22 protein-coding genes are annotated in these 17,097 nt (G+C 43.7%); 13 read left to right on the plus strand and 9 right to left on the minus strand.

The window, feature by feature from the left end; translation table 11 throughout:
* The first annotated feature begins 66 nt into the window (after nucleotides 1-66).
* From RBH91_RS05800 to RBH91_RS05810, 3 genes are read left to right on the plus strand one after another with little or no spacing between them, the layout of a single operon-like run.
* A complete protein-coding gene (locus RBH91_RS05800) occupies nucleotides 67-1,185 on the plus strand; it encodes a response regulator aspartate phosphatase (RefSeq protein ID WP_307893785.1) in 1,119 nt (372 codons plus the stop codon).
* Nucleotides 1,175-1,312: a hypothetical protein gene (locus RBH91_RS05805; RefSeq protein ID WP_164470244.1), complete on the plus strand. Its 138-nt coding sequence runs from the start codon at nucleotides 1,175-1,177 to the stop codon at nucleotides 1,310-1,312. Before RBH91_RS05800 ends, RBH91_RS05805 begins: the two co-directional genes overlap by 11 nt.
* Before the next feature lie 7 nt (nucleotides 1,313-1,319).
* Nucleotides 1,320-1,601, plus strand: a complete 282-nt coding sequence (locus RBH91_RS05810; RefSeq protein ID WP_307893786.1) for a hypothetical protein — start codon at nucleotides 1,320-1,322, stop codon at nucleotides 1,599-1,601.
* An 85-nt stretch (nucleotides 1,602-1,686) separates the two neighbouring features.
* Here the strand turns inward: RBH91_RS05810 and RBH91_RS05815 are convergent, their stop codons facing one another.
* Nucleotides 1,687-1,872, minus strand: coding sequence for a YhzD family protein (locus RBH91_RS05815; protein WP_307893787.1), 186 nt, complete (start codon nucleotides 1,870-1,872; stop codon nucleotides 1,687-1,689).
* 119 nt (nucleotides 1,873-1,991) lie between these two features.
* On the opposite strand from RBH91_RS05815, the gene RBH91_RS05820 reads away from it, so the two are divergent.
* From RBH91_RS05820 to RBH91_RS05845, 6 genes are all read left to right on the plus strand, one after another.
* A complete protein-coding gene (locus RBH91_RS05820) occupies nucleotides 1,992-2,888 on the plus strand; it encodes an ABC transporter ATP-binding protein (RefSeq protein WP_076761675.1) in 897 nt (298 codons plus the stop codon).
* Nucleotides 2,881-4,152, plus strand: coding sequence for an ABC transporter permease (locus RBH91_RS05825; protein ID WP_307893788.1), 1,272 nt, complete (start codon nucleotides 2,881-2,883; stop codon nucleotides 4,150-4,152). Before RBH91_RS05820 ends, RBH91_RS05825 begins: the two co-directional genes overlap by 8 nt.
* 126 nt (nucleotides 4,153-4,278) lie before the next feature.
* A complete protein-coding gene (locus RBH91_RS05830) occupies nucleotides 4,279-5,505 on the plus strand; it encodes a metallophosphoesterase family protein (RefSeq protein WP_307893789.1) in 1,227 nt (408 codons plus the stop codon).
* Between the two features lie 13 nt (nucleotides 5,506-5,518).
* Nucleotides 5,519-8,473 (plus strand): ATP-binding protein, encoded by a 2,955-nt coding sequence (locus RBH91_RS05835; RefSeq protein WP_307893790.1) that lies wholly within the window; start codon nucleotides 5,519-5,521, stop codon nucleotides 8,471-8,473.
* Nucleotides 8,474-8,531: 58 nt separating this feature from the next.
* Complete coding sequence (gene yhaM, locus RBH91_RS05840; RefSeq protein WP_307893791.1) at nucleotides 8,532-9,476, plus strand: 3'-5' exoribonuclease YhaM; 945 nt, start codon at nucleotides 8,532-8,534, stop codon at nucleotides 9,474-9,476.
* A gap of 67 nt (nucleotides 9,477-9,543) precedes the next feature.
* On the plus strand, nucleotides 9,544-9,780 hold the full coding sequence (locus RBH91_RS05845; protein ID WP_307893792.1) for a sporulation YhaL family protein: 237 nt from the start codon (nucleotides 9,544-9,546) through the stop codon (nucleotides 9,778-9,780).
* Between the two features lie 49 nt (nucleotides 9,781-9,829).
* Here the strand turns inward: RBH91_RS05845 and RBH91_RS05850 are convergent, their stop codons facing one another.
* Nucleotides 9,830-10,687: a peptidylprolyl isomerase gene (locus RBH91_RS05850; protein WP_307893793.1), complete on the minus strand. Its 858-nt coding sequence runs from the start codon at nucleotides 10,685-10,687 to the stop codon at nucleotides 9,830-9,832.
* A gap of 162 nt (nucleotides 10,688-10,849) precedes the next feature.
* Here RBH91_RS05850 and RBH91_RS05855 point away from each other — a divergent pair, with 162 nt between their 5' ends.
* The gene (locus RBH91_RS05855; RefSeq protein ID WP_003180245.1) at nucleotides 10,850-10,936 is read left to right on the plus strand and encodes a YjcZ family sporulation protein; all 87 of its coding nucleotides are present in this window, start codon (nucleotides 10,850-10,852) and stop codon (nucleotides 10,934-10,936) included.
* 125 nt (nucleotides 10,937-11,061) lie between these two features.
* Complete coding sequence (locus tag RBH91_RS05860) at nucleotides 11,062-11,160, plus strand: YjcZ family sporulation protein (RefSeq protein ID WP_003180247.1); 99 nt, start codon at nucleotides 11,062-11,064, stop codon at nucleotides 11,158-11,160.
* 49 nt (nucleotides 11,161-11,209) lie between these two features.
* Here RBH91_RS05860 and RBH91_RS05865 read toward each other — a convergent pair whose 3' ends face one another.
* Together RBH91_RS05865 and RBH91_RS05870 are read right to left on the minus strand one after the other, a co-directional pair.
* Nucleotides 11,210-11,395 (minus strand): hypothetical protein, encoded by a 186-nt coding sequence (locus tag RBH91_RS05865; RefSeq protein ID WP_395948168.1) that lies wholly within the window; start codon nucleotides 11,393-11,395, stop codon nucleotides 11,210-11,212.
* A 109-nt stretch (nucleotides 11,396-11,504) separates the two neighbouring features.
* Nucleotides 11,505-12,020: a DUF3267 domain-containing protein gene (locus RBH91_RS05870; RefSeq protein WP_148956161.1), complete on the minus strand. Its 516-nt coding sequence runs from the start codon at nucleotides 12,018-12,020 to the stop codon at nucleotides 11,505-11,507.
* A 211-nt stretch (nucleotides 12,021-12,231) separates the two neighbouring features.
* On the opposite strand from RBH91_RS05870, the gene RBH91_RS05875 reads away from it, so the two are divergent.
* Complete coding sequence (locus RBH91_RS05875) at nucleotides 12,232-12,579, plus strand: YhaI family protein (protein WP_076761683.1); 348 nt, start codon at nucleotides 12,232-12,234, stop codon at nucleotides 12,577-12,579.
* Here RBH91_RS05875 and RBH91_RS05880 read toward each other — a convergent pair.
* Complete coding sequence (locus tag RBH91_RS05880) at nucleotides 12,576-13,196, minus strand: HTH-type transcriptional regulator Hpr (RefSeq protein ID WP_307893794.1); 621 nt, start codon at nucleotides 13,194-13,196, stop codon at nucleotides 12,576-12,578. The two genes, RBH91_RS05875 and RBH91_RS05880, sit on opposite strands and share 4 nt — an antisense overlap.
* 192 nt (nucleotides 13,197-13,388) lie before the next feature.
* Nucleotides 13,389-13,745 (minus strand): YtxH domain-containing protein, encoded by a 357-nt coding sequence (locus RBH91_RS05885; protein ID WP_076761685.1) that lies wholly within the window; start codon nucleotides 13,743-13,745, stop codon nucleotides 13,389-13,391.
* A 167-nt stretch (nucleotides 13,746-13,912) separates the two neighbouring features.
* Here RBH91_RS05885 and RBH91_RS05890 point away from each other — a divergent pair, with 167 nt between their 5' ends.
* Entirely contained in the window at nucleotides 13,913-14,104 is a 192-nt protein-coding gene (locus tag RBH91_RS05890) for a membrane protein YhzF (protein ID WP_076761686.1), read from the plus strand.
* 88 nt (nucleotides 14,105-14,192) lie between these two features.
* Here the strand turns inward: RBH91_RS05890 and RBH91_RS05895 are convergent, their stop codons facing one another.
* From RBH91_RS05895 to RBH91_RS05905, 3 genes are all read right to left on the minus strand, one after another.
* Nucleotides 14,193-14,720: a tryptophan transporter gene (locus RBH91_RS05895; RefSeq protein ID WP_076761687.1), complete on the minus strand. Its 528-nt coding sequence runs from the start codon at nucleotides 14,718-14,720 to the stop codon at nucleotides 14,193-14,195.
* Between the two features lie 144 nt (nucleotides 14,721-14,864).
* Nucleotides 14,865-15,938, minus strand: coding sequence for a 3-phosphoserine/phosphohydroxythreonine transaminase (serC, locus tag RBH91_RS05900; protein ID WP_307893795.1), 1,074 nt, complete (start codon nucleotides 15,936-15,938; stop codon nucleotides 14,865-14,867).
* A 230-nt stretch (nucleotides 15,939-16,168) separates the two neighbouring features.
* On the minus strand, nucleotides 16,169-16,600 hold the full coding sequence (locus RBH91_RS05905; protein WP_076761689.1) for an HIT family protein: 432 nt from the start codon (nucleotides 16,598-16,600) through the stop codon (nucleotides 16,169-16,171).
* Between the last annotated feature and the right edge of the window lie 497 nt (nucleotides 16,601-17,097).

Genomic DNA, 17,097 nt, shown 5'->3' on the forward strand with positions numbered 1-17,097 from the left:
AAAATTTAAATTTTTATAAAATGGTTCTTAAGACGTAGGTTTGTTCAAGCAGAGGGGGCGGAGAAATTGAAACAAAAGATTCCATCTGAATACGTTGCTGCAAAGCTGAATGACTGGTACAGCGCCATTCGGAAAAATCTGGTCGCCGCCAGTGAATCATTAAAAGCCGACATTTTAAATGATTTTCAAGACATGGAAGAAAATCAGGATGTGCTGCTTTATTACTCGCTGCTTGAATTCAGGCATAATCTGATGCTCAGCTATCTGAAACCTGAAAAGACAGAAAATATAGAAAAAAACCTTCGCGATTTAGAGGAAAAAGAAGACCAAATGACAGGTTTATTAAACTATTATTTTTGGTTTTTTAAAGGGATGTACGAATTTAAACAAAAGCAATTCGTCAAGGCGATCGGCTGCTATAAAGTGGCTGAACAAAAAGTGAGTGCACTGGAAGACGAGGTTGAAAAAGCGGAGTTTTTTTACAAACTCGCGGAAATTTATTACTACATCAATCAGAGATACCTCTCTATCAACTATGCGACAATGGCGTCTGATATTTTCAACAAATATGAAACATTAAAAGAAAAAAAGATCTTTTGCGATTTTATTATTGCCGGCAATTGGGTCGAATCGATGAAATACAAAGATGCACTGGCGAGTCTGACCAATGCTTTAGAAGATGCAAAGCAAATCGAGAACAGCCATTTAACGGCATCCGCTCATTTTAATTTAGGGAATTGCTACTTTTATCAAGGATCGTATCGCGAAGCCTCTGATCATATGGACAGCGCACTTTCCATCTTTGAACAGGAATGTTCATCATATGTACCAAAGGTTCTGTATAATTTGATGTATGTCCGCCTCAAGCAGGAAAACCATGGCGTTGCTTCTGAATATTATGAAAAAGGGATCAAGAGTGCGGCATCGCTCGGTGATGAAGAACATGCGGCAAAGCTTCATATTTTGCATGGCCTGTATTTAGACGGTGGAGACCCGGAAGCCGTGGAAAGCGGATTTCATTATTTGGAGTCGAAACATTTGTATGCAACCGTAGAAGAACTGGCATTAGACGCGGCTCAATATTATAATCAAATTGAGCGGCTGAAAGATTCCATTTTTTATTATGAAAAGGGTGCTCAGGCAAGACGAAAAATTCAAAGGGGAGATGCATTGTATGAAAGCTAAGCTGTTGTTCGTCGTGTTGTCATTGGCTGCGGTGGTTGCGTCTGCGAATCTTTGGTCAGAAAGCGGCAATAGCCCTTCGCTTTATGCTGACAAAATGATTACGACTTCAGATGAGGCAAGGGTCTAAGCCGTACATGCAGCAGTTCTTTGAAAATGAGACAGCCCGGACAGCAAACGAGCGGCGCATGTTTATTGCGGCTTCGACGTTTTTAATACTGTGCACGGCGGGATTTTGGTTTTTCGAACCGGCCATTCATTTAGAAGACATGGTGCTGCACATTTTTGATGCTGTCATCATCTGTGTGCTGATCGCAAACGCTTTTTATTTCCTTCGGAGAAACAAAGGGATCGCATTTGTGTCCTTTTTGCTGGGATTGGTCAATCTTGTCATGCTGGCCGCTCTGATCATCCAGTAAATCGGCAGCCTTGCGATTATCAGTTAAAGGACGGGCGGCGAAACATCCATGATTTCCCCGAAGCGCCGCCTCACCCATTTGCAATCTATCTGTGGAAAACGATCATTTTACCAGACGAATGAACTACACGGTGGGTATGTTCCGAAAACTGTTTTTCCTTCAATAGATGTTTCCCTTTCTCTTTCGCTTCCTCCTCATTCAGCGCTTCAAAACGTTCATTCAGCAAGGTTTCCCCAGACGGATCGAAAACGGTTACATAATAGCTTTCCATTTATATTCTCCTTTCGCAAAAAAAGATGTATTTGTTTAAAATTATATAAAAATCAAAAAAATCCTTTTTTTCATTGCATGACTAACGTATCATTGTAACTTGGAAGGAGGAGTTTTTTAATGCTTAAAATCGATCACGTGACAAAAAAGTTCGGTTCTTTTACGGCGGTTAACGATCTCACGCTTGATATTCCCGAGAAGCAAATGTTCGGACTGCTCGGTGCAAACGGCGCTGGAAAAACGACAACGTTTCGCATGATTCTGGGCCTTTTGAATGCGACAGAGGGTGCGGTGACATGGAAAGGGAAGCCGATTAACTATGGAGTGACTAACAGCATCGGCTATTTGCCGGAAGAACGCGGACTGTACCCGAAGCTGAAAGTAAAGGATCAGCTCGTATACCTCGGCCGCCTCAAAGGCATGACAAAACAGGATGTGCTCAAGGAAATGGACAAATGGCTGGAAGAATTCCATATTACAGAATATGCGGATAAAAAGGTTGAAGAGCTTTCAAAAGGAAACCAGCAAAAAATTCAGTTCATCACGGCTGTTTTGCACAAGCCCGAGCTTTTGATTCTCGATGAGCCGTTCAGCGGGCTCGATCCTGTCAATGTCGATCTTTTAAAAGACGCGGTTGTTTCCTTGAAGAACGCCGGAACTTCAATTGTCTTTTCAAGCCACAGGATGGAGCATGTTGAAGAGCTCTGTGAGCACGTCTGCATTTTGCAGCGCGGAACACCAGTCGTCCAAGGAAAATTAAAAGAAATCAAACGCTCTTTTGGCAAAAAGAATGTCACGATTCATTCAGATGATGATTTAAGTTTCTTAAAAGAAACGGACGGCATCACGAAATGGAGAGAGACCGCGGAAGGCATCAGACTGCAAATCGAGAATGAGGAAATTTCCCAGCAGCTGTTTTCAATACTGCAGGGGCGCGGGTTTATCAGAAAGTTTGAACTTGAAGAGCCTTCTTTGCATGATATTTTCATTGAAAAGGTAGGTGCCCGTTATGAATAAGTTTTGGATTGTGCTTTTTCATACATACATAAGCAAGCTGAAAACGAAATCGTTTATCATCTCGACTGCGATTACGCTTGCACTTGTCATGGTTGTCACAAATTTGGGCTCAATTATTTCTCTGTTTGACAATGAAGAAGGCGAACCGGATAAAATCGCCGTCATTGACGAATCGAATCAGCTGTATGAACCATTTTCCCAGCAGGTGAAGGCGATAGACAAGGATCATGAGCTGGAGCTGAAAAAAGCGGAAAAGCCTGAAAAAGATCTCGAAAAAGCTGTAAGAGATGAAGAGCTTGCCGGGATTTTGATCTTAGCCAAGGGTGAAAAAGGCGGGCTGACAGGGACGTATAAAGCGCTTGATATTGCCGATTCAACGGCTGTTTCCACGATTGAACAGGCGCTCTCACAAACGAAAATCGCCGTCGGAACGGCTGAATTAAATGTGCCGCAGGAAAAGCTGAACGAGCTTTTTACACCGGTTAAAGTCAAAAGCGTCGCTTTAAAAGAAGGGGCCAAAACAGAAGAAGAGCTTCAAAAGGCGTCAGTCCTAGTATATATTGTGTTGTTTGTCATTTATATTTCTGTGATCATGTATGCTTCAATGATTGCGACTGAAGTGGCGACTGAAAAATCGTCCCGTGTCATGGAGATTTTAATTTCAAGCGTAGCGCCCGTCCAGCAAATGTTTGCCAAGCTGCTCGGCATCGCTTTATTGGGGCTTACACAGCTCGCTGTTCTGTTTCTCGCAGGCTATCTCTCTCTGCAGTCAAGCCAAGAGAAAGCTGGTGGAGCTGCTGAGCAGATTAAAGGATTTTTGGACTTTTCCGGCGTTCCCGTATCAACGCTTGTCTATGGCGTGATTTTCTTAGCGCTCGGCTATTTCCTTTATGCAACGCTTGCGGCATTTCTCGGCAGCATTGTCAGTCGGATTGAAGATGTCCAGCAGACGATTTCACCGATGATCTTTTTGGTCGTTGCCGGATTTGTGATCGCGATGGTGGGATTGAATACCCCTGATGCGCCATTTATTACGGTCACTTCATTTATTCCGTTCTTTGCGCCGATGATTATGTTCCTCAGAGTCGGCATGCTTGATATCCCGTTTTGGGAAGCGGCCCTCGGCATCGGCATCACCGCTGCAACCATTATCATTCTCGCCATCATCGGAGCGAGAGTGTATAAAGGCGGCGTTCTTATGTACGGCACTGGAGGCGGACTGAAAAACATCAAACAGGCGCTTCGTCTGTCAAAAGACAAATAAATGAGAAAAAGAGAAAAGCAGCTTGAAAGAAAAGCTGCTTTTTTCAGGTAGATCAATAGAACGTGCATTCGCCTGGAAGCCATGATAAAATGAGGGCAGACATGTTTTAGGAAAAGGAGCAGAAGATTGACAAACCTAACCTTCATTCATGCGGCCGACCTCCATCTGGACAGTCCGTTTCACGGTATCAGCCGGCTTCCCGAAAGGATAGACCGGCGGATTAAAAACAGTACATTTGCAAGCGCCGCGAATGTGTTCCAGATTGCTATCGATGAACAGGCGGATTTCATTTTACTGGCCGGAGACCTTTTCGATGAAGCAAACCGCAGCTTAAAAGCGCAAATGTTTTTGCGAAAACAGTTTTTAAGGCTTCAGGAAAACGGCATCCACGCTTATGTGATTTTCGGAAACCATGATCATTTGGGCGGGGAGTGGACGCCGATTGAATGGCCGGACAATGTTCATATATTCTCCTCGGAAGATGTAGAGGAGAAATCATTTTACAAGGCCGGCCGGCTTCAAGCGAGCATCTATGGATACAGCTATCCTGAACGGTCGGTATTTGAGAACAAGGCTTCCGAAATGAAAAGAACGACGGACGCCCCTCTCCATATCGGCATGATTCACGGGACCCTTTCAGGTGAAAGCGGCCATGATCCGTACTGCCCTTTTTCCCTGCAAGATGTAAAAAACGGTGAAATGGATTATTGGGCGCTCGGCCATATTCATAAAAGACAGGTCATTTCAGCCGAACATCCGGCGGTGATTTATTCCGGAAACACACAATCCCGCCATATGAAAGAAACCGGCGAGAAAGGCTGCTATCTCGTCAAAGCCCGTGAAGGCGAACTGTCTTTTGAATTTAAAGCCGCCTCAGATGTCCTTTGGGAAACGATTGACATCGACGTATCGGAAACACGGCATTTAACTGACTTAATCAATCGCATCGAAGACGTTTTTCAATCTTTCAGAGACAAAGGGAAGCCCGTTTTCATCAAAGCCGTACTGACTGGAGAAGCGCCTCATTATTTGGTTGACGGAGCGTCGGTCATGATAGAAGAGCTGCTTGACACCTTTCACGAGGAAGAGCAGGAAAAAGAAGCATTCATCTGGCTTGCCGCTGTCGAAGATCGTACTGAAAGCGGTATGACGGGAATAGAAAATGATGCGTTCTTTCAGGAGCTGACCCGTGAAATCAATGAGTTTCAAGAATTCGGCCTGATTCTTGACGATTTAAAGCGGCACCCCGTCTTCAGAAGGTACGGAGAGCGGTTTAGTGAAGAGGATTTTCACGACATTCGCCTTCAGGCGGAAAAGGTCCTGCTTCATGAGCTGAAGACAATCAGAAGATAAGGGAGGATACGGGGTGAATATTTACGCTATACATATATACGGATACGGAAAGTTTGTGAACCAGACATTTCGCCTGTCACCTGTTGCCAACCTTCACTTAATCTATGGGCTGAATGAAGCCGGGAAAACGACGCTCATGTCATTTATAGAAAGCATGCTGTTCGGTTTTCCGAAAACAAAAAGATATGAACCGAAGACAGGCGGCATTTACGGAGGAATGCTCGAAGCCCGGCATCCTGAATTGGGCAATATCCGCATCGAACGGATCGCGGGAAAACCTGAACGGGTAAACGTTTTTTTAGAAGACGGAAGCACCCGGTCAGAGGACTTTTTAAAACAGCTGCTGTCTAACATCGACAGGCGGCTGTACAAGGCGATTTACTCGTTTGATGTATTCGGTCTTCAGGAAATTCACAAATTTAACCGTGATCAAATCGGCCGGTTTTTGCTTTTCTCCAGTCTATTCGGATCAGATGCCATATCGAAGATGGATGCCGGCCTGACGAAAAGGCAGGAAGAGCTGTTTAAACCGAACGGGCGAAAGCCAGAGCTCAACCAGGAGCTAGAACATTTAAAAAGGCTTTCAGAAGAGCTGAAAAAGGCTAAAGCGCGTGAAGGCGATTATCATCATATACTGAGCGGAAAAAAAGCGGTTGAGTTGTCCATGAAGGAGAACGAACAGCTGCTCAAAGACCTCGGCCATTACATCTCGCAGATTGAACGGGCGATCGAGATTCATCCGCTGAAGGAGGAAGAACGGCAGCTGGCCGCACAGCTTGATGCAGAAGGCGGCGCCTTGGAAAACGCCTTCCCTGAGGCAGGGCTTTTTGAACTTGAAAAGTACGAATCTCATCTTCATCCGAAAATGGCTCAGCTGAAGGCGCTGGAAGAAAAAAGATGCGATTTGGCAAAGCAGGCGGAAGCTCTTGCACCACCGGAAGGTCATATGCAGTATGAAGCGCAAATTGAAGAGCTGCTGTCAGAGTATCCGCTTTACCAATCATACATAGAGAAAATCATGACGCTGACCGACCAGCTGAAGCAAACGGATGAAAGGATTCAGGCGGGGATGGCCCGGCTGAAAATTGCAAGCGAAGCGGAGATACTCAAGGCGGACACCACCTACGAATACGAGTGGAGGCTGCAGGAGTCGGTTCAGGCTTTTCTCCGATTGCGCGAGCAGAAACGGGAGCTTGATGAACGCTTTGAACAGGCGAGGACTGATCTTGAAGAAGCGGAACAAGCTTATGCCGACGTTGCAAACGAGGTGTTGCCGGACGACATTCGCAAACAAAAGGAGGAGGCGTTGAGCCGACTGGCAGCCGCTGGCGGACAATCGGTAAAGCGGGAAGAGCTGCTCGGCCAGCTGTCAGTTCTGAAGCATGAACAAAAAGAGCGGGCGAAAAAAAGGAAAGCTTTAGCTGCCGGGGCGCTTTTAGCAGCTATTGCCGGAAGTCTGGAGGCGCTGTTTTTGCAAGAGTGGCTTCCGGCTGTTTTTATCGTCCCTGTTTCGCTCCTGTTGCTGCTCTTTGCTTTGCAGAAGCCGGAGCCGTCTTCTGTTGCGGTATTCATTCAAAAGCAGCTTGAAGACGCAGAACGCAGCGCCGAAGAAAGCGGATCTGAACTGAATACCTTAAGAGAAGAGGTGTGGCGAGATGATCAAAACAGACAGCTCTTCATCGCAAAACAGGCTGAGCTCCGGCAGAAGGAAGCGGACTACGAAAGGGCGATTCGGAAATTCGAAGAATGGGAAAAGGACATGTATCCTTATCAGGAACAGACAGACCGCTATTTAAAAGAGCTGAACGTGTCAATTGACCCGTCTTTTTTATCTGACGCTTATGCCTTGATCAAAGATCTTAAAACGGAAATAACAAAAATGAGGGAAATGAAAGATGAGCGAAGCCGCCTCCAATCAAAAAGGGCATCATTTGAAGAGCGCTCAAGCCAGCTTGCCTCACTCCTTCACCATCCTGAAGGAAGCGTACAGGAGCTGATGTTCAAGCTGAAAAGCGGGCTTGAATCAGAAAAAGAAAAACTTCGGAAGAAACAGGAAGCGGATTTGTCCCTTAAGCACACAGAAGAACAAATAAAAGAATTGGCGAGAGAAGCGGAGTATTTTAAATCGCAAATCGCAGCCTTGTATAAAAAGGCCGGCGCAGACGGCCGAGATACGTTTATCGAGCTGGCAAAGCGCGATAAAATCAGAAAGGAATTGAAAACAAGGCTCGGACGGATCAAAGCCGAACTCGGCAAAAAAGATGAGAAGGCCATCATGCTCGCAGCGAACCATGCTCTTGTCGATCTTGAAGAGAAGCTGGCCGAGGCCAAAGAAAAAAAAGACCGGACAGACAAGCTTTTGAAAGAGGAGAGGGAAAAAGCTGCGGTGCTTTTGGCTGAACAGCGCAGGCTGGAGGAATCCGGCACGGTTTCCGAGCTTGTCCACAAGGTGGAAATGCAAAAAGAGCAAGTCGCTCTGCTTGCCAAAAAGTGGGCTTCTGTTAAGCTGGTCAGGCAGGCGGTTAAAAACAGGATAGAAGACCATAAGAAGGTTCGGCTTCCGAAGCTTTTACAAACGGCCGAATCTCTATTAAAGCCGTTAACAGGCGGACGTTATGAAAAAATTTATTTTTCTGAAACAGATGACTCCATCATGGTGTTGAGAAGAGACGGCGCTGTTTTTCATGCTCATGAGCTGTCCCAGGCGACCTGTGAACAGCTTTATTTAGCGATACGCTTTGCGCTTGCTCTGTCCCACCAAAAGGGGATCAAGCTGCCTTTTCAGCTTGATGACAGCTTTGTTCACTTTGACCATGAAAGGTTCAAACAAGTGCTGGACATTTTAAAACAGCTTTCAGGCGAAGATCAGCAAATATTATATTTTACCTGTCATGAACATGTGAGGAAGGCTTTTCGCGAGGAAGAGGTGATACAGCTTTCACCACTCTTGAAGGAGATGGAAAAATAAGGTTAAACTAGGTCTGTGCTATAATGATTTTATGTATGAAAACGGAGGGAGCTTTATAATGGCAAAAGGTATATTGTTGCATGAAGTTGGCGAGCAGGTGGATATGTATTTGCTCATCAAATCGTCAACAAAAGGGATCGCAAGCAACGGAAAACCGTTTTTAACACTGATGCTGCAGGATCAGTCAGGAGATATTGAAGCAAAGCTTTGGGACGCTAAACAGCATGATGAAACGACCTATGGACCGCAGACGATCGTCAAAGTGGTCGGGGACATTCATCATTACCGCGGACGGAACCAGCTGAAGCTGAGGAATATCAGACCTGCGGGCGAACATGAAAATGTTCAAATCGACGATTTTTTGGAGACCGCTCCGATCCCGAAGAATGAAATGATGGAAATGGTCACCCAATATATTTTTGAAATGAAAAATCCGAATATACAGCGAATCACGAGACACCTCGTCAAAAAATACGGGAATGAATTCATCGACTTTCCGGCCGCGACGAAAAATCATCATGAGTTCGTATCAGGACTGGCTTACCACGTTGTCTCCATGCTGCAGCTGGCCAAATCGGTCGCAGATTTGTATCCGGCGCTTGATCGTGATCTTTTGTATGCCGGTGTCATCCTGCACGATCTTGGTAAGGTCAAAGAGCTTTCCGGCCCGGTGTCAACCACTTATACCGTTGAAGGGAATCTGCTCGGCCATATTTCGATCATGGTGACGGAGATCTCAAAAGCCGCTGAAGAGCTTCAAATCGACTCCGAAGAAGTGCTTATTCTTCAGCATTTGATTTTAAGCCATCACGGCAAGCCTGAATGGGGGAGCCCGAAGCCGCCGATGGTCAAAGAGGCGGAAGTCCTTCATTATATCGACAATCTTGACGCGAAAATCAATATGATGGACAGGGCGCTCGAACGGGTCAAGCCAGGGGAGTATACTGAGCGCGTGTTTGCTTTGGATAACCGTTCCTTCTACAAGCCTGTTTTTCATAAATAAACGTCATAACTTGTCTCCCTTTTGCATAATGTCTGATATACAGTTTTTTGAAAAAGGGGGAAAAGCCGTGCTGCTGTTTCCGTGGTGGGTCTACCTTTGTATTGTCGGTATCATATTCAGCGCCTATAAGCTGATGACGACGGCAAAGGAAGAAGAAAAGATCGATCAGGCTTTTATAGAAAAAGAAGGCCGCATTTATATCGAGCGGATGGAAAAGGAAAAAGAAAGACGAATGAAACGTTCTGACGATGAAAAAGACGAACAGCGTGAGAATTCAGCGGAAAACAACCATTCTATTGCATAAAAAAAGCTGTCCGGCCCCGTAAAAGGGGAGGACAGCTTTTTTGCTGAAATCAGCTGCTGCTTGTCTGTGACTGAGACTGTTCAACCTGTTTTTTCAGGTCTTTGTCTTTTACTTTTAAATCAGCGTCTTTCACAAGCTTGTCAATAACAGACTGGAGCTCAGTTTGATTATTTTGTTTTTGTTCTTTGACTTGCTTTTTCAAGTCTTTTTTCATGTCTTCGTATTTGCCGCGTTCTTCGGTTTTCTTAATGATATGGTATCCGTAGTCAGTTTTAACCGGGTCGCTGACTTCACCTGTTTTTAAAGCGAAAGCGGCTTTGCTGAACGCTTCATCCATTTCGCCTTCTTTGGCAAACCAGCCGAGATCTCCGCCTTTTTCAGCGGTGCCGTCAGTTGAATACTCTTTTGCAAGGTCTTCAAATTTTTCGCCTTTTTTCAGCTTTTTCTCAACTTCCTCCGCGGTTTTCTTTTCTTTTACAAGAATATGGCTTGCGCGGATTTTGCCTTTTAAGCTGTCATAATATTCTTTTACGTCATCATCGGTTACTTTTATGTTATCCTTTGCGGCTTTTTTCATCAGGAGCTCATATTTAATCTGATCCTTGACATAGCCTTCGCCCTTCTGGTCGATGAGCGCATCAAGCTGATCTCCCATTGACTTTTTGTACTCGTTCAGCTTTTTGTCGATTTCTTTGTCGGAGACGTCGTATTTATCATCGAGCACTTTTTGTTGAACAAGCATGTTCAGCGCGTCCGCTCCGGCGTTTTCTTTTAGCGTATCATAAAGCTCTTCTTTTGTAACATTTCCAGCTTTTGTTTCAGCAACAACTTCAGAATCTCCCCCGCTGCACGCGCTGAGAGCCAAAACGCTTGTCGCCGTAATCGCCGCAATTGCAATCTTCTTCATAAATGCTAACACTCCTAATCGTTACAGTTTAAACTTCCTTTGAATTGTATCATATCATATTCTGACATGCTGTAAAAAGATTTTCAACAGAGGGGCATCCGTCTAGTCAAATTTCTTTCCCGGTCATACAAATATAGTGATCAAGAAAAGGAGGTCAATAACATGAGCGGAGGATACTCAAGCGGTTTTGCTTTATTGGTCGTGTTATTTATTTTGTTAATCATCGTTGGTGCAGCTTATCTGTACTAAAACCTAGAAAATAGGGAAAGAACCGCTTTTTTCAGGCGGTTCTTTTCTTTTGTGTGAAGAGCCTAATCGTTTCATGACATTCGTGCATACACTAATGTAACGACTGGGACAGAGGAGGTGTCAATATGGGCGACGGTTACGCAGGAGGTTTTGCTGGCGGCTTTGCACTGCTGGTGGTTCTGTTCATTTTATTAATTATTATTGGTGCTTCTTGGATATGCTAATAAACAAAAGGATAGCTGCCGTATCATAACCGGCAGCTATCCTTTTTCTTTACACCGTGAAGGAAATTTCAATAAATGATGAGATCAATAAAATCAAGATCAGCACGTTAATCATTCTGAATACCTTATCCTGCCGTTCTTCAGGAATCTCTCTGACAAGGCATAAAGAGTTTGTAAGCTTGTTTATGTTGAACACAGTAAAGACCGCGAACAAGATGAAATAAAAAAGGATAATAGGAGATCCCCCTCTCTCTGTTTATACTCCATACTACATTACCAAATATTTATTAAAAAAGATAGAAAATAGACTGAAAAAAAGGGATTTTCCAAGTGTCAGTCTCCCTTTATTTTTGAATTAAAATATCGAAATCATCGGCTTCTTGATCTACAAAGCAATTCTTCGGCGCTTTGACCAATTTCCAGGCAAACAAAAAGTCCGGCAGACAATAACCAAAATGGATGCTGGAAATGATGCAGAAATAGTGGGCAAAGCTTGGCATCACGGCCCCCGCATAGAAAAAAACGGGTGTGATGATGAGGAATGGGCATAGAAGAGAAACAAGCATCGTATTTTTCGGTATTTCTCTCCATGTTCTCATTTTCAGCCAAAATATCTTTTTTTCTATTTTTTTCTTACTGATTATCGGTAAAATGTGAAGGATTTTATGTGCGATAATCGCCGCCAATAAAAGCCCGGCAAACAAAAGAGCATGATCGCCTCTCTGAACGGTTTGCGGATGGATAAGCTGCATAGCCAAATATTCGGGAATAAAAAATAAAATCATTAAACTGATGGCAGTGAGCCCAATGCGCATGCCTCCATAATCTCTAATCAGATTGATGGTTTTCCAGCAACTCATACGTAACATCCTTCCGTTTCAAAAAAATGATATATGAAATCCTCAGAATAATTTACTCCTCTGCATGAGAAAAATCAATGCTTTTTCGAAAAAAATTTCGTTATTTTACAAAGAATTTAGAGGACCCTAAAAGGAACGGAAATCTTTACGTTGAACTTTCATCAAAAGGCAATTTCGGCTAAAATAAGGGAAAGGGAGAGAGAAGACAAATATGAATTCATTTGAACATCGTCTTGAGCGGTTGGAATATTATATGAAGCTGCTGCTGAACACAGCGGATATGGATCAATATCCATATTATAAAATGCTGATTGAACAGGGCTTATCAGAGGAAGAAGCAAAGGAAACGGAAAAGCTGTGCGAGGAACTCGCAATGGAGCTGGAAGCGCAAAAAGCGCAAGGATATGTGATGTTCGACCATCTCCTTACGCTTTTTGCCGGACAGTTAAATGAAAAACTTGAAGTGCACGAAACGATTTTCGCCCTTCACAGACAAGGTCTTTACAAACCGCTGATGAGCGAGTTTATCAGCATCATCAAACAATACGATTTGGCTTAGTTTTTAATAGGCTCAAGCGGTTTGTCCATCTCTATCAATTCCCCGGATTCCTTCGCTTCTTCTTTTTTCCTCATTTTGCCCTCTTCACTGATAAATTCATTTTCAATATTAGAAAACGATTTTTCGAAAATTTCCATGAAATCATCGCCGTAAATATGGCGGATGATAGACATCATTTCAACGATTTCAGGGAATTTCCCATAAAGCTGATGAAGGGGCTGAGCGCCTTTTAGGACAGCGTTCCGGGACGGGTCATAAGACTCGAGGATTTCAAGGAAAACTTCTTCGCCTTTTCGCGTCAGCTGAATATACGTATTACGTTTGTCGTTTAATTTTTTGGAGAACTCAAGATATCCTCTTTCCTCAAGCTTTTTTGAAAAATTAAACGCTGTGGAAACATGCATGACGCCGAACTTGGCAATTTCAGAAATTGAAGCTCCGTTCAGCTGGTAGGCAATCCACAAAATATGATGCTCGTTAATGTTGAGATCATAAGGCTTAATCCACTGCTGCCAATCCTTTTCTATCGATTTCCAAAGCGCCTTGCTGAGCTGTGCCATTCGTTGACTGAATAAAAGGGCTTCTTTCACTGTATAGGGCTCTTCCGCTCGATTCATTCACTTCACCTGCTTCTCTTTATCTTATAATTTCTATTATGCCAATAAAATAAAGATTAATAAAGATGTAAATTTACGAAATTTTTAAAAAATCCATCATTTCGGTGTGAAACCAGCATTTTGATTAAAAAAAGAGCGTGAAAATGTCCATTCACACCCCTTTTTAAAGGTTCATTTTTTTCGCTGAGTATATTAGTTTTGTAAGGTTTTCTCCAGTTGTTTGATCTTTTCTTCAATATCAGCGATTTCTTTTTTTAGGTCCTGCTGCTGCGGCTTGATTTCTTCGCGCCACTCCTGGATGGATGTCTGCAGTTCGCTGCCGACGTCTTTAATGATTTCAGCGCCTTCTCTGGCGGTTTTGACAACTTGCTCTTTTAAAGCAAGCCCGTCGCTTTTCAATCTTTTGACAGTATCTTCAAATGTTCCGCAGTTGGCTTTGAGTTGTCCTCTCAATTTCTTTCCTGAAGTCGGTGCGGAAAGCAAACCTGCAATTCCGCCGATAACTCCTCCTACAATCAGTCCAGCTGCTAAAGATCGGCCTTTTGACATGTACATCACCCCGTTTATATTTTTGAAAGGTCAGGCATTCAGGCTAAAGCGCCAGCCTTTTCATGATTTAAAAGTGTGAAGCTTGTCTTGTCTGAATTCCCTCAAAGCAGAAACTTCTGCATAGCTTGCTTTATTTTAGCATACTTTTTTAAAAAGGAGGGAGAGGGTTGTCTGTCATCATCATCGTTTTGCTCATTTTATGCGCTGTTTTCACCGCCGGCTCCTTTTACTATTTAAGACTTCTCGGATATTCTACATCTTATCCGCCGAAACGCGTCCTTAAACAAAAAGCGCTTTTTTGTACGGGAAGCGCAGGACTAGTGCTCTTGCTCCTGTTTTTTATTCAGCTTCTTATATAAAATATCGGGCGGATTCCTCTTTTTTTGACCATCGAAACGAAAAAAACCTCTTCAAAAAAGGAATAGACCTTTCTTAAAGAGGTTTTGGTTATTTGACTTGTTCGATCAGTCTTGAGCGTTTCATGATTGACTGCACGATCGGGAAGATCACGACCATGGCGATCGTGTTGATCAGTGTCGCCGGTAAAACGACAACAGTGAACAGTGCAATAAATCCCTGGTTTCCAGGCAGTCCCACTATGAAAAGTGCCGCTGTAAGGAAGATGGTTCCAGAAAGGATCGTTCCTGCAGCAGTTAATCCGGAAGCCGCAAATGTTTTGCTGCCAAGCTTTTTCACAGCAAGGAAAGCGGCGAAGAACATCAAAGCTGTTATCGGTTTATCAATGATGTTTGGCAGCTGTCCTCCCGGAAATGCAGTCGTTAAAGCGGAAATAATGCCAGTCACAATTCCGATGACAAGCACATTCTGCACTCTAGGGAACAAAATGATTCCCATAAACATCATAATCAGCATCATATCCGGCTTCATTCCGTAGAAAAAAGGCGGAATGACGGCGTGCAGTGCTGCTCCAATGGCGACAAACAGGGCCATTGCCACTAATTCTTTTGTTTTCATCTCTATTCTCTCCTCATCTCAGGCTCTTTTTATGCTTTCCAATAATATGCTCGCCATTTATTGCGAAAGCTTTCTAGTAGTATATCAAACTTTTGAATGAATGGGGAAGCCCTTTTCGGCAGCTTCCATCATAAGGATAAAAAATTAGTTTTCTTCCCGGAATCTTTTCATAAAGGCCGCCAATTTCTCGCAGTCTTCAACAGATACGGCATTGTAGATCGATGCACGGCAGCCGCCGACTGAACGGTGTCCGCCAAGGCCTGACATTTTTTCTTCCTTCGCCTTTGCGATGAATGATTTGGTCAGTTCATCATTTTTAAGCGTAAAGGTGACATTCATGTTTGAACGGCTGTCTATTCTCGCATGGCCGCGGTAAAATCCGCCGCTTTCATCAATCGCCTTGTATAAAATCTCCGCCTTTTCGCTGTTGCGTTTTTCGGTTGCAGCGAGACCGCCTTTTTCTTTCAGCCACTCAAGCACAAGTGACAGCATATAAATCGCAAAAGTCGGAGGGGTGTTGTAGAGCGAATTCGCTTTTGCGTGTGTTGAGTACTTTAAGATTTTCGGCACTTGTTCGTTTTCTTTTTCGAGCCATTCTTTCTTCATGATGACGACGGTGACGCCTGAAGGTCCCAGGTTTTTTTGGGCTCCGGCATAGATGATGTCAAACTGGGACACATCGATTTTTCTGCTCAAAATGTCGCTCGACATATCAACCGCTACCGGGATCGGAGAGTCGGGAAACTGCTGCCACTGTGTTCCGAATATTGTGTTGTTGGATGTCAGATGAAGGTACGCTCCGTCTGCCGGGATCTCCGTGACTTCCGGGATATAGCTGTAAGTATCGGTTTCACTTGACGCGATGACCGATGTGTTTCCAAACAGCTTTGCTTCTGCAAGCGCTTTTTCAGACCATGACCCGGTCATGACGAAGTGCGCCGTTTTTTCGCTGGAGAGAAAGTTCATCGGAATCATTGAAAACTGTAGGCTTGCTCCGCCTTGAAGAAACAAAATCTCATAATCGTCAGGTATGTCCATCAGTTCCTTTAAAAGAGCTTTCGCTTTTTGATGAACGGCATCATACTCTTTGCTGCGGTGGGAGAGCTCCATTACAGACATCCCTGCACCGTTGAAATCAATAAACTCGTCTTTCGCCTTTTGTAACACTTCTAAAGGCAGTGCCGCAGGTCCTGCATTAAAGTTCGTTGTACGTATCATCACAATCGCTCCCTGTTCATGTATAAAAATATAAAACAATCCTATCATAAAAGGTTCCCGTTATACATAAAAAATTTGAATTGTGTGAAATATAGAGCAATACAGATTCTAGGCCCATCAAGAGGGATCAACATATGTGAAGGTTTTATGACAAGCGGGAAGAAGAAAGGGGACTTAAAACGAAAAAGGGGCATCGCTTCGAACAATGCCCCCCCTTGAAAAGCTTTTGTTTATGAAGACTGAGTCAAACGGCTGTTGATGGAAGAGGCGATTGACTGCAAATCTTCGGGTGAATAATCGTCCGCATGTGTTTTCCAGACGGCGCCGAATCCGTCTCCCTTCCCGTAGCGGGGAATGATGTGCATGTGATAATGAAAGACGGACTGTCCCGCTTTTTCGCCATTGTTGTTCAGCAGGTTTAAACCGATCGGTTCGTACTCATCTTTGATGGCTTGGGCGATTTTTGGAACTGCTTCGAAAAATTCCCTTGAAACATCAGGAGTCATTTCATATATGTTGGTTTTGTGGACTTTGGGAATGACAAGGGTGTGTCCTTTCGTTACTTGGCTAATATCGAGAAAAGCCATGACGTGTTCATTTTCAAATACCTTTGCACAAGGAATTTCTCCATTAATGATTTTGCAAAAAATACAATCGCTCATACTTTTCCTCCTTTTTCCATTAGGAAAGGTTATGTATAAGCATCATATTACCACAATTTTCACAGAAACACGAAAACAGGATGAACGGCTCCCGCGTTCACCCTGCCTGAAGAAGGTTCGCTGTTTTCATTAAGAAACGTTTCTTGCCTTTTGCAAGCACCCCATTTTTCCTGAAAATGAAGACTTGGAACGCCTATACATTTCCTGCGACAAACACCTCATTTGATCGTCACATCTTTTTCAAACGACATATTGTCATATGAATCGGATGCTTTCTCAATTCAGTGGATGAAAGAAATTTCTAAGCTTTGACATGTTTCATACTCAAGACTCTTGCCGGATTATTGTCTTTGACAAACACCTCATTCGCCAGAGTTGATCAGCTCTCCTTCTTCACAACTTAGACTGTCCCGAACTGTTTTCGATTATTCGTTTTTCTTTTTAGATAGCCGGAGGGAAAACGTTTCAAATACCTCCTTGTTTTTGGTACTATTAAG

This window comes from Bacillus swezeyi, from assembly GCF_030908325.1.
Lineage (GTDB): Bacteria > Bacillota > Bacilli > Bacillales > Bacillaceae > Bacillus > Bacillus swezeyi.

What these genes read in the sequence shown, in the direction of transcription:
- RBH91_RS05805 (WP_164470244.1), top strand. Translation starts at nt 1,175, where the DNA reads ATGAAAGCTAAGCTGTTGTTCGTCGTGTTGTCATTGGCTGCGGTGGTT.
- RBH91_RS05810 (WP_307893786.1), top strand. Translation starts at nt 1,320, where the DNA reads ATGCAGCAGTTCTTTGAAAATGAGACAGCCCGGACAGCAAACGAGCGG.
- RBH91_RS05815 (WP_307893787.1), bottom strand. Translation starts at nt 1,872, where the DNA reads ATGGAAAGCTATTATGTAACCGTTTTCGATCCGTCTGGGGAAACCTTG.
- RBH91_RS05820 (WP_076761675.1), top strand. Translation starts at nt 1,992, where the DNA reads ATGCTTAAAATCGATCACGTGACAAAAAAGTTCGGTTCTTTTACGGCG.
- RBH91_RS05825 (WP_307893788.1), top strand. Translation starts at nt 2,881, where the DNA reads ATGAATAAGTTTTGGATTGTGCTTTTTCATACATACATAAGCAAGCTG.
- yhaM (WP_307893791.1), top strand. Translation starts at nt 8,532, where the DNA reads ATGGCAAAAGGTATATTGTTGCATGAAGTTGGCGAGCAGGTGGATATG.
- RBH91_RS05850 (WP_307893793.1), bottom strand. Translation starts at nt 10,687, where the DNA reads ATGAAGAAGATTGCAATTGCGGCGATTACGGCGACAAGCGTTTTGGCT.
- RBH91_RS05855 (WP_003180245.1), top strand. Translation starts at nt 10,850, where the DNA reads ATGAGCGGAGGATACTCAAGCGGTTTTGCTTTATTGGTCGTGTTATTT.
- RBH91_RS05860 (WP_003180247.1), top strand. Translation starts at nt 11,062, where the DNA reads ATGGGCGACGGTTACGCAGGAGGTTTTGCTGGCGGCTTTGCACTGCTG.
- RBH91_RS05870 (WP_148956161.1), bottom strand. Translation starts at nt 12,020, where the DNA reads ATGAGTTGCTGGAAAACCATCAATCTGATTAGAGATTATGGAGGCATG.
- RBH91_RS05875 (WP_076761683.1), top strand. Translation starts at nt 12,232, where the DNA reads ATGAATTCATTTGAACATCGTCTTGAGCGGTTGGAATATTATATGAAG.
- RBH91_RS05880 (WP_307893794.1), bottom strand. Translation starts at nt 13,196, where the DNA reads ATGAATCGAGCGGAAGAGCCCTATACAGTGAAAGAAGCCCTTTTATTC.
- RBH91_RS05885 (WP_076761685.1), bottom strand. Translation starts at nt 13,745, where the DNA reads ATGTCAAAAGGCCGATCTTTAGCAGCTGGACTGATTGTAGGAGGAGTT.
- RBH91_RS05895 (WP_076761687.1), bottom strand. Translation starts at nt 14,720, where the DNA reads ATGAAAACAAAAGAATTAGTGGCAATGGCCCTGTTTGTCGCCATTGGA.
- serC (WP_307893795.1), bottom strand. Translation starts at nt 15,938, where the DNA reads ATGATACGTACAACGAACTTTAATGCAGGACCTGCGGCACTGCCTTTA.
- RBH91_RS05905 (WP_076761689.1), bottom strand. Translation starts at nt 16,600, where the DNA reads ATGAGCGATTGTATTTTTTGCAAAATCATTAATGGAGAAATTCCTTGT.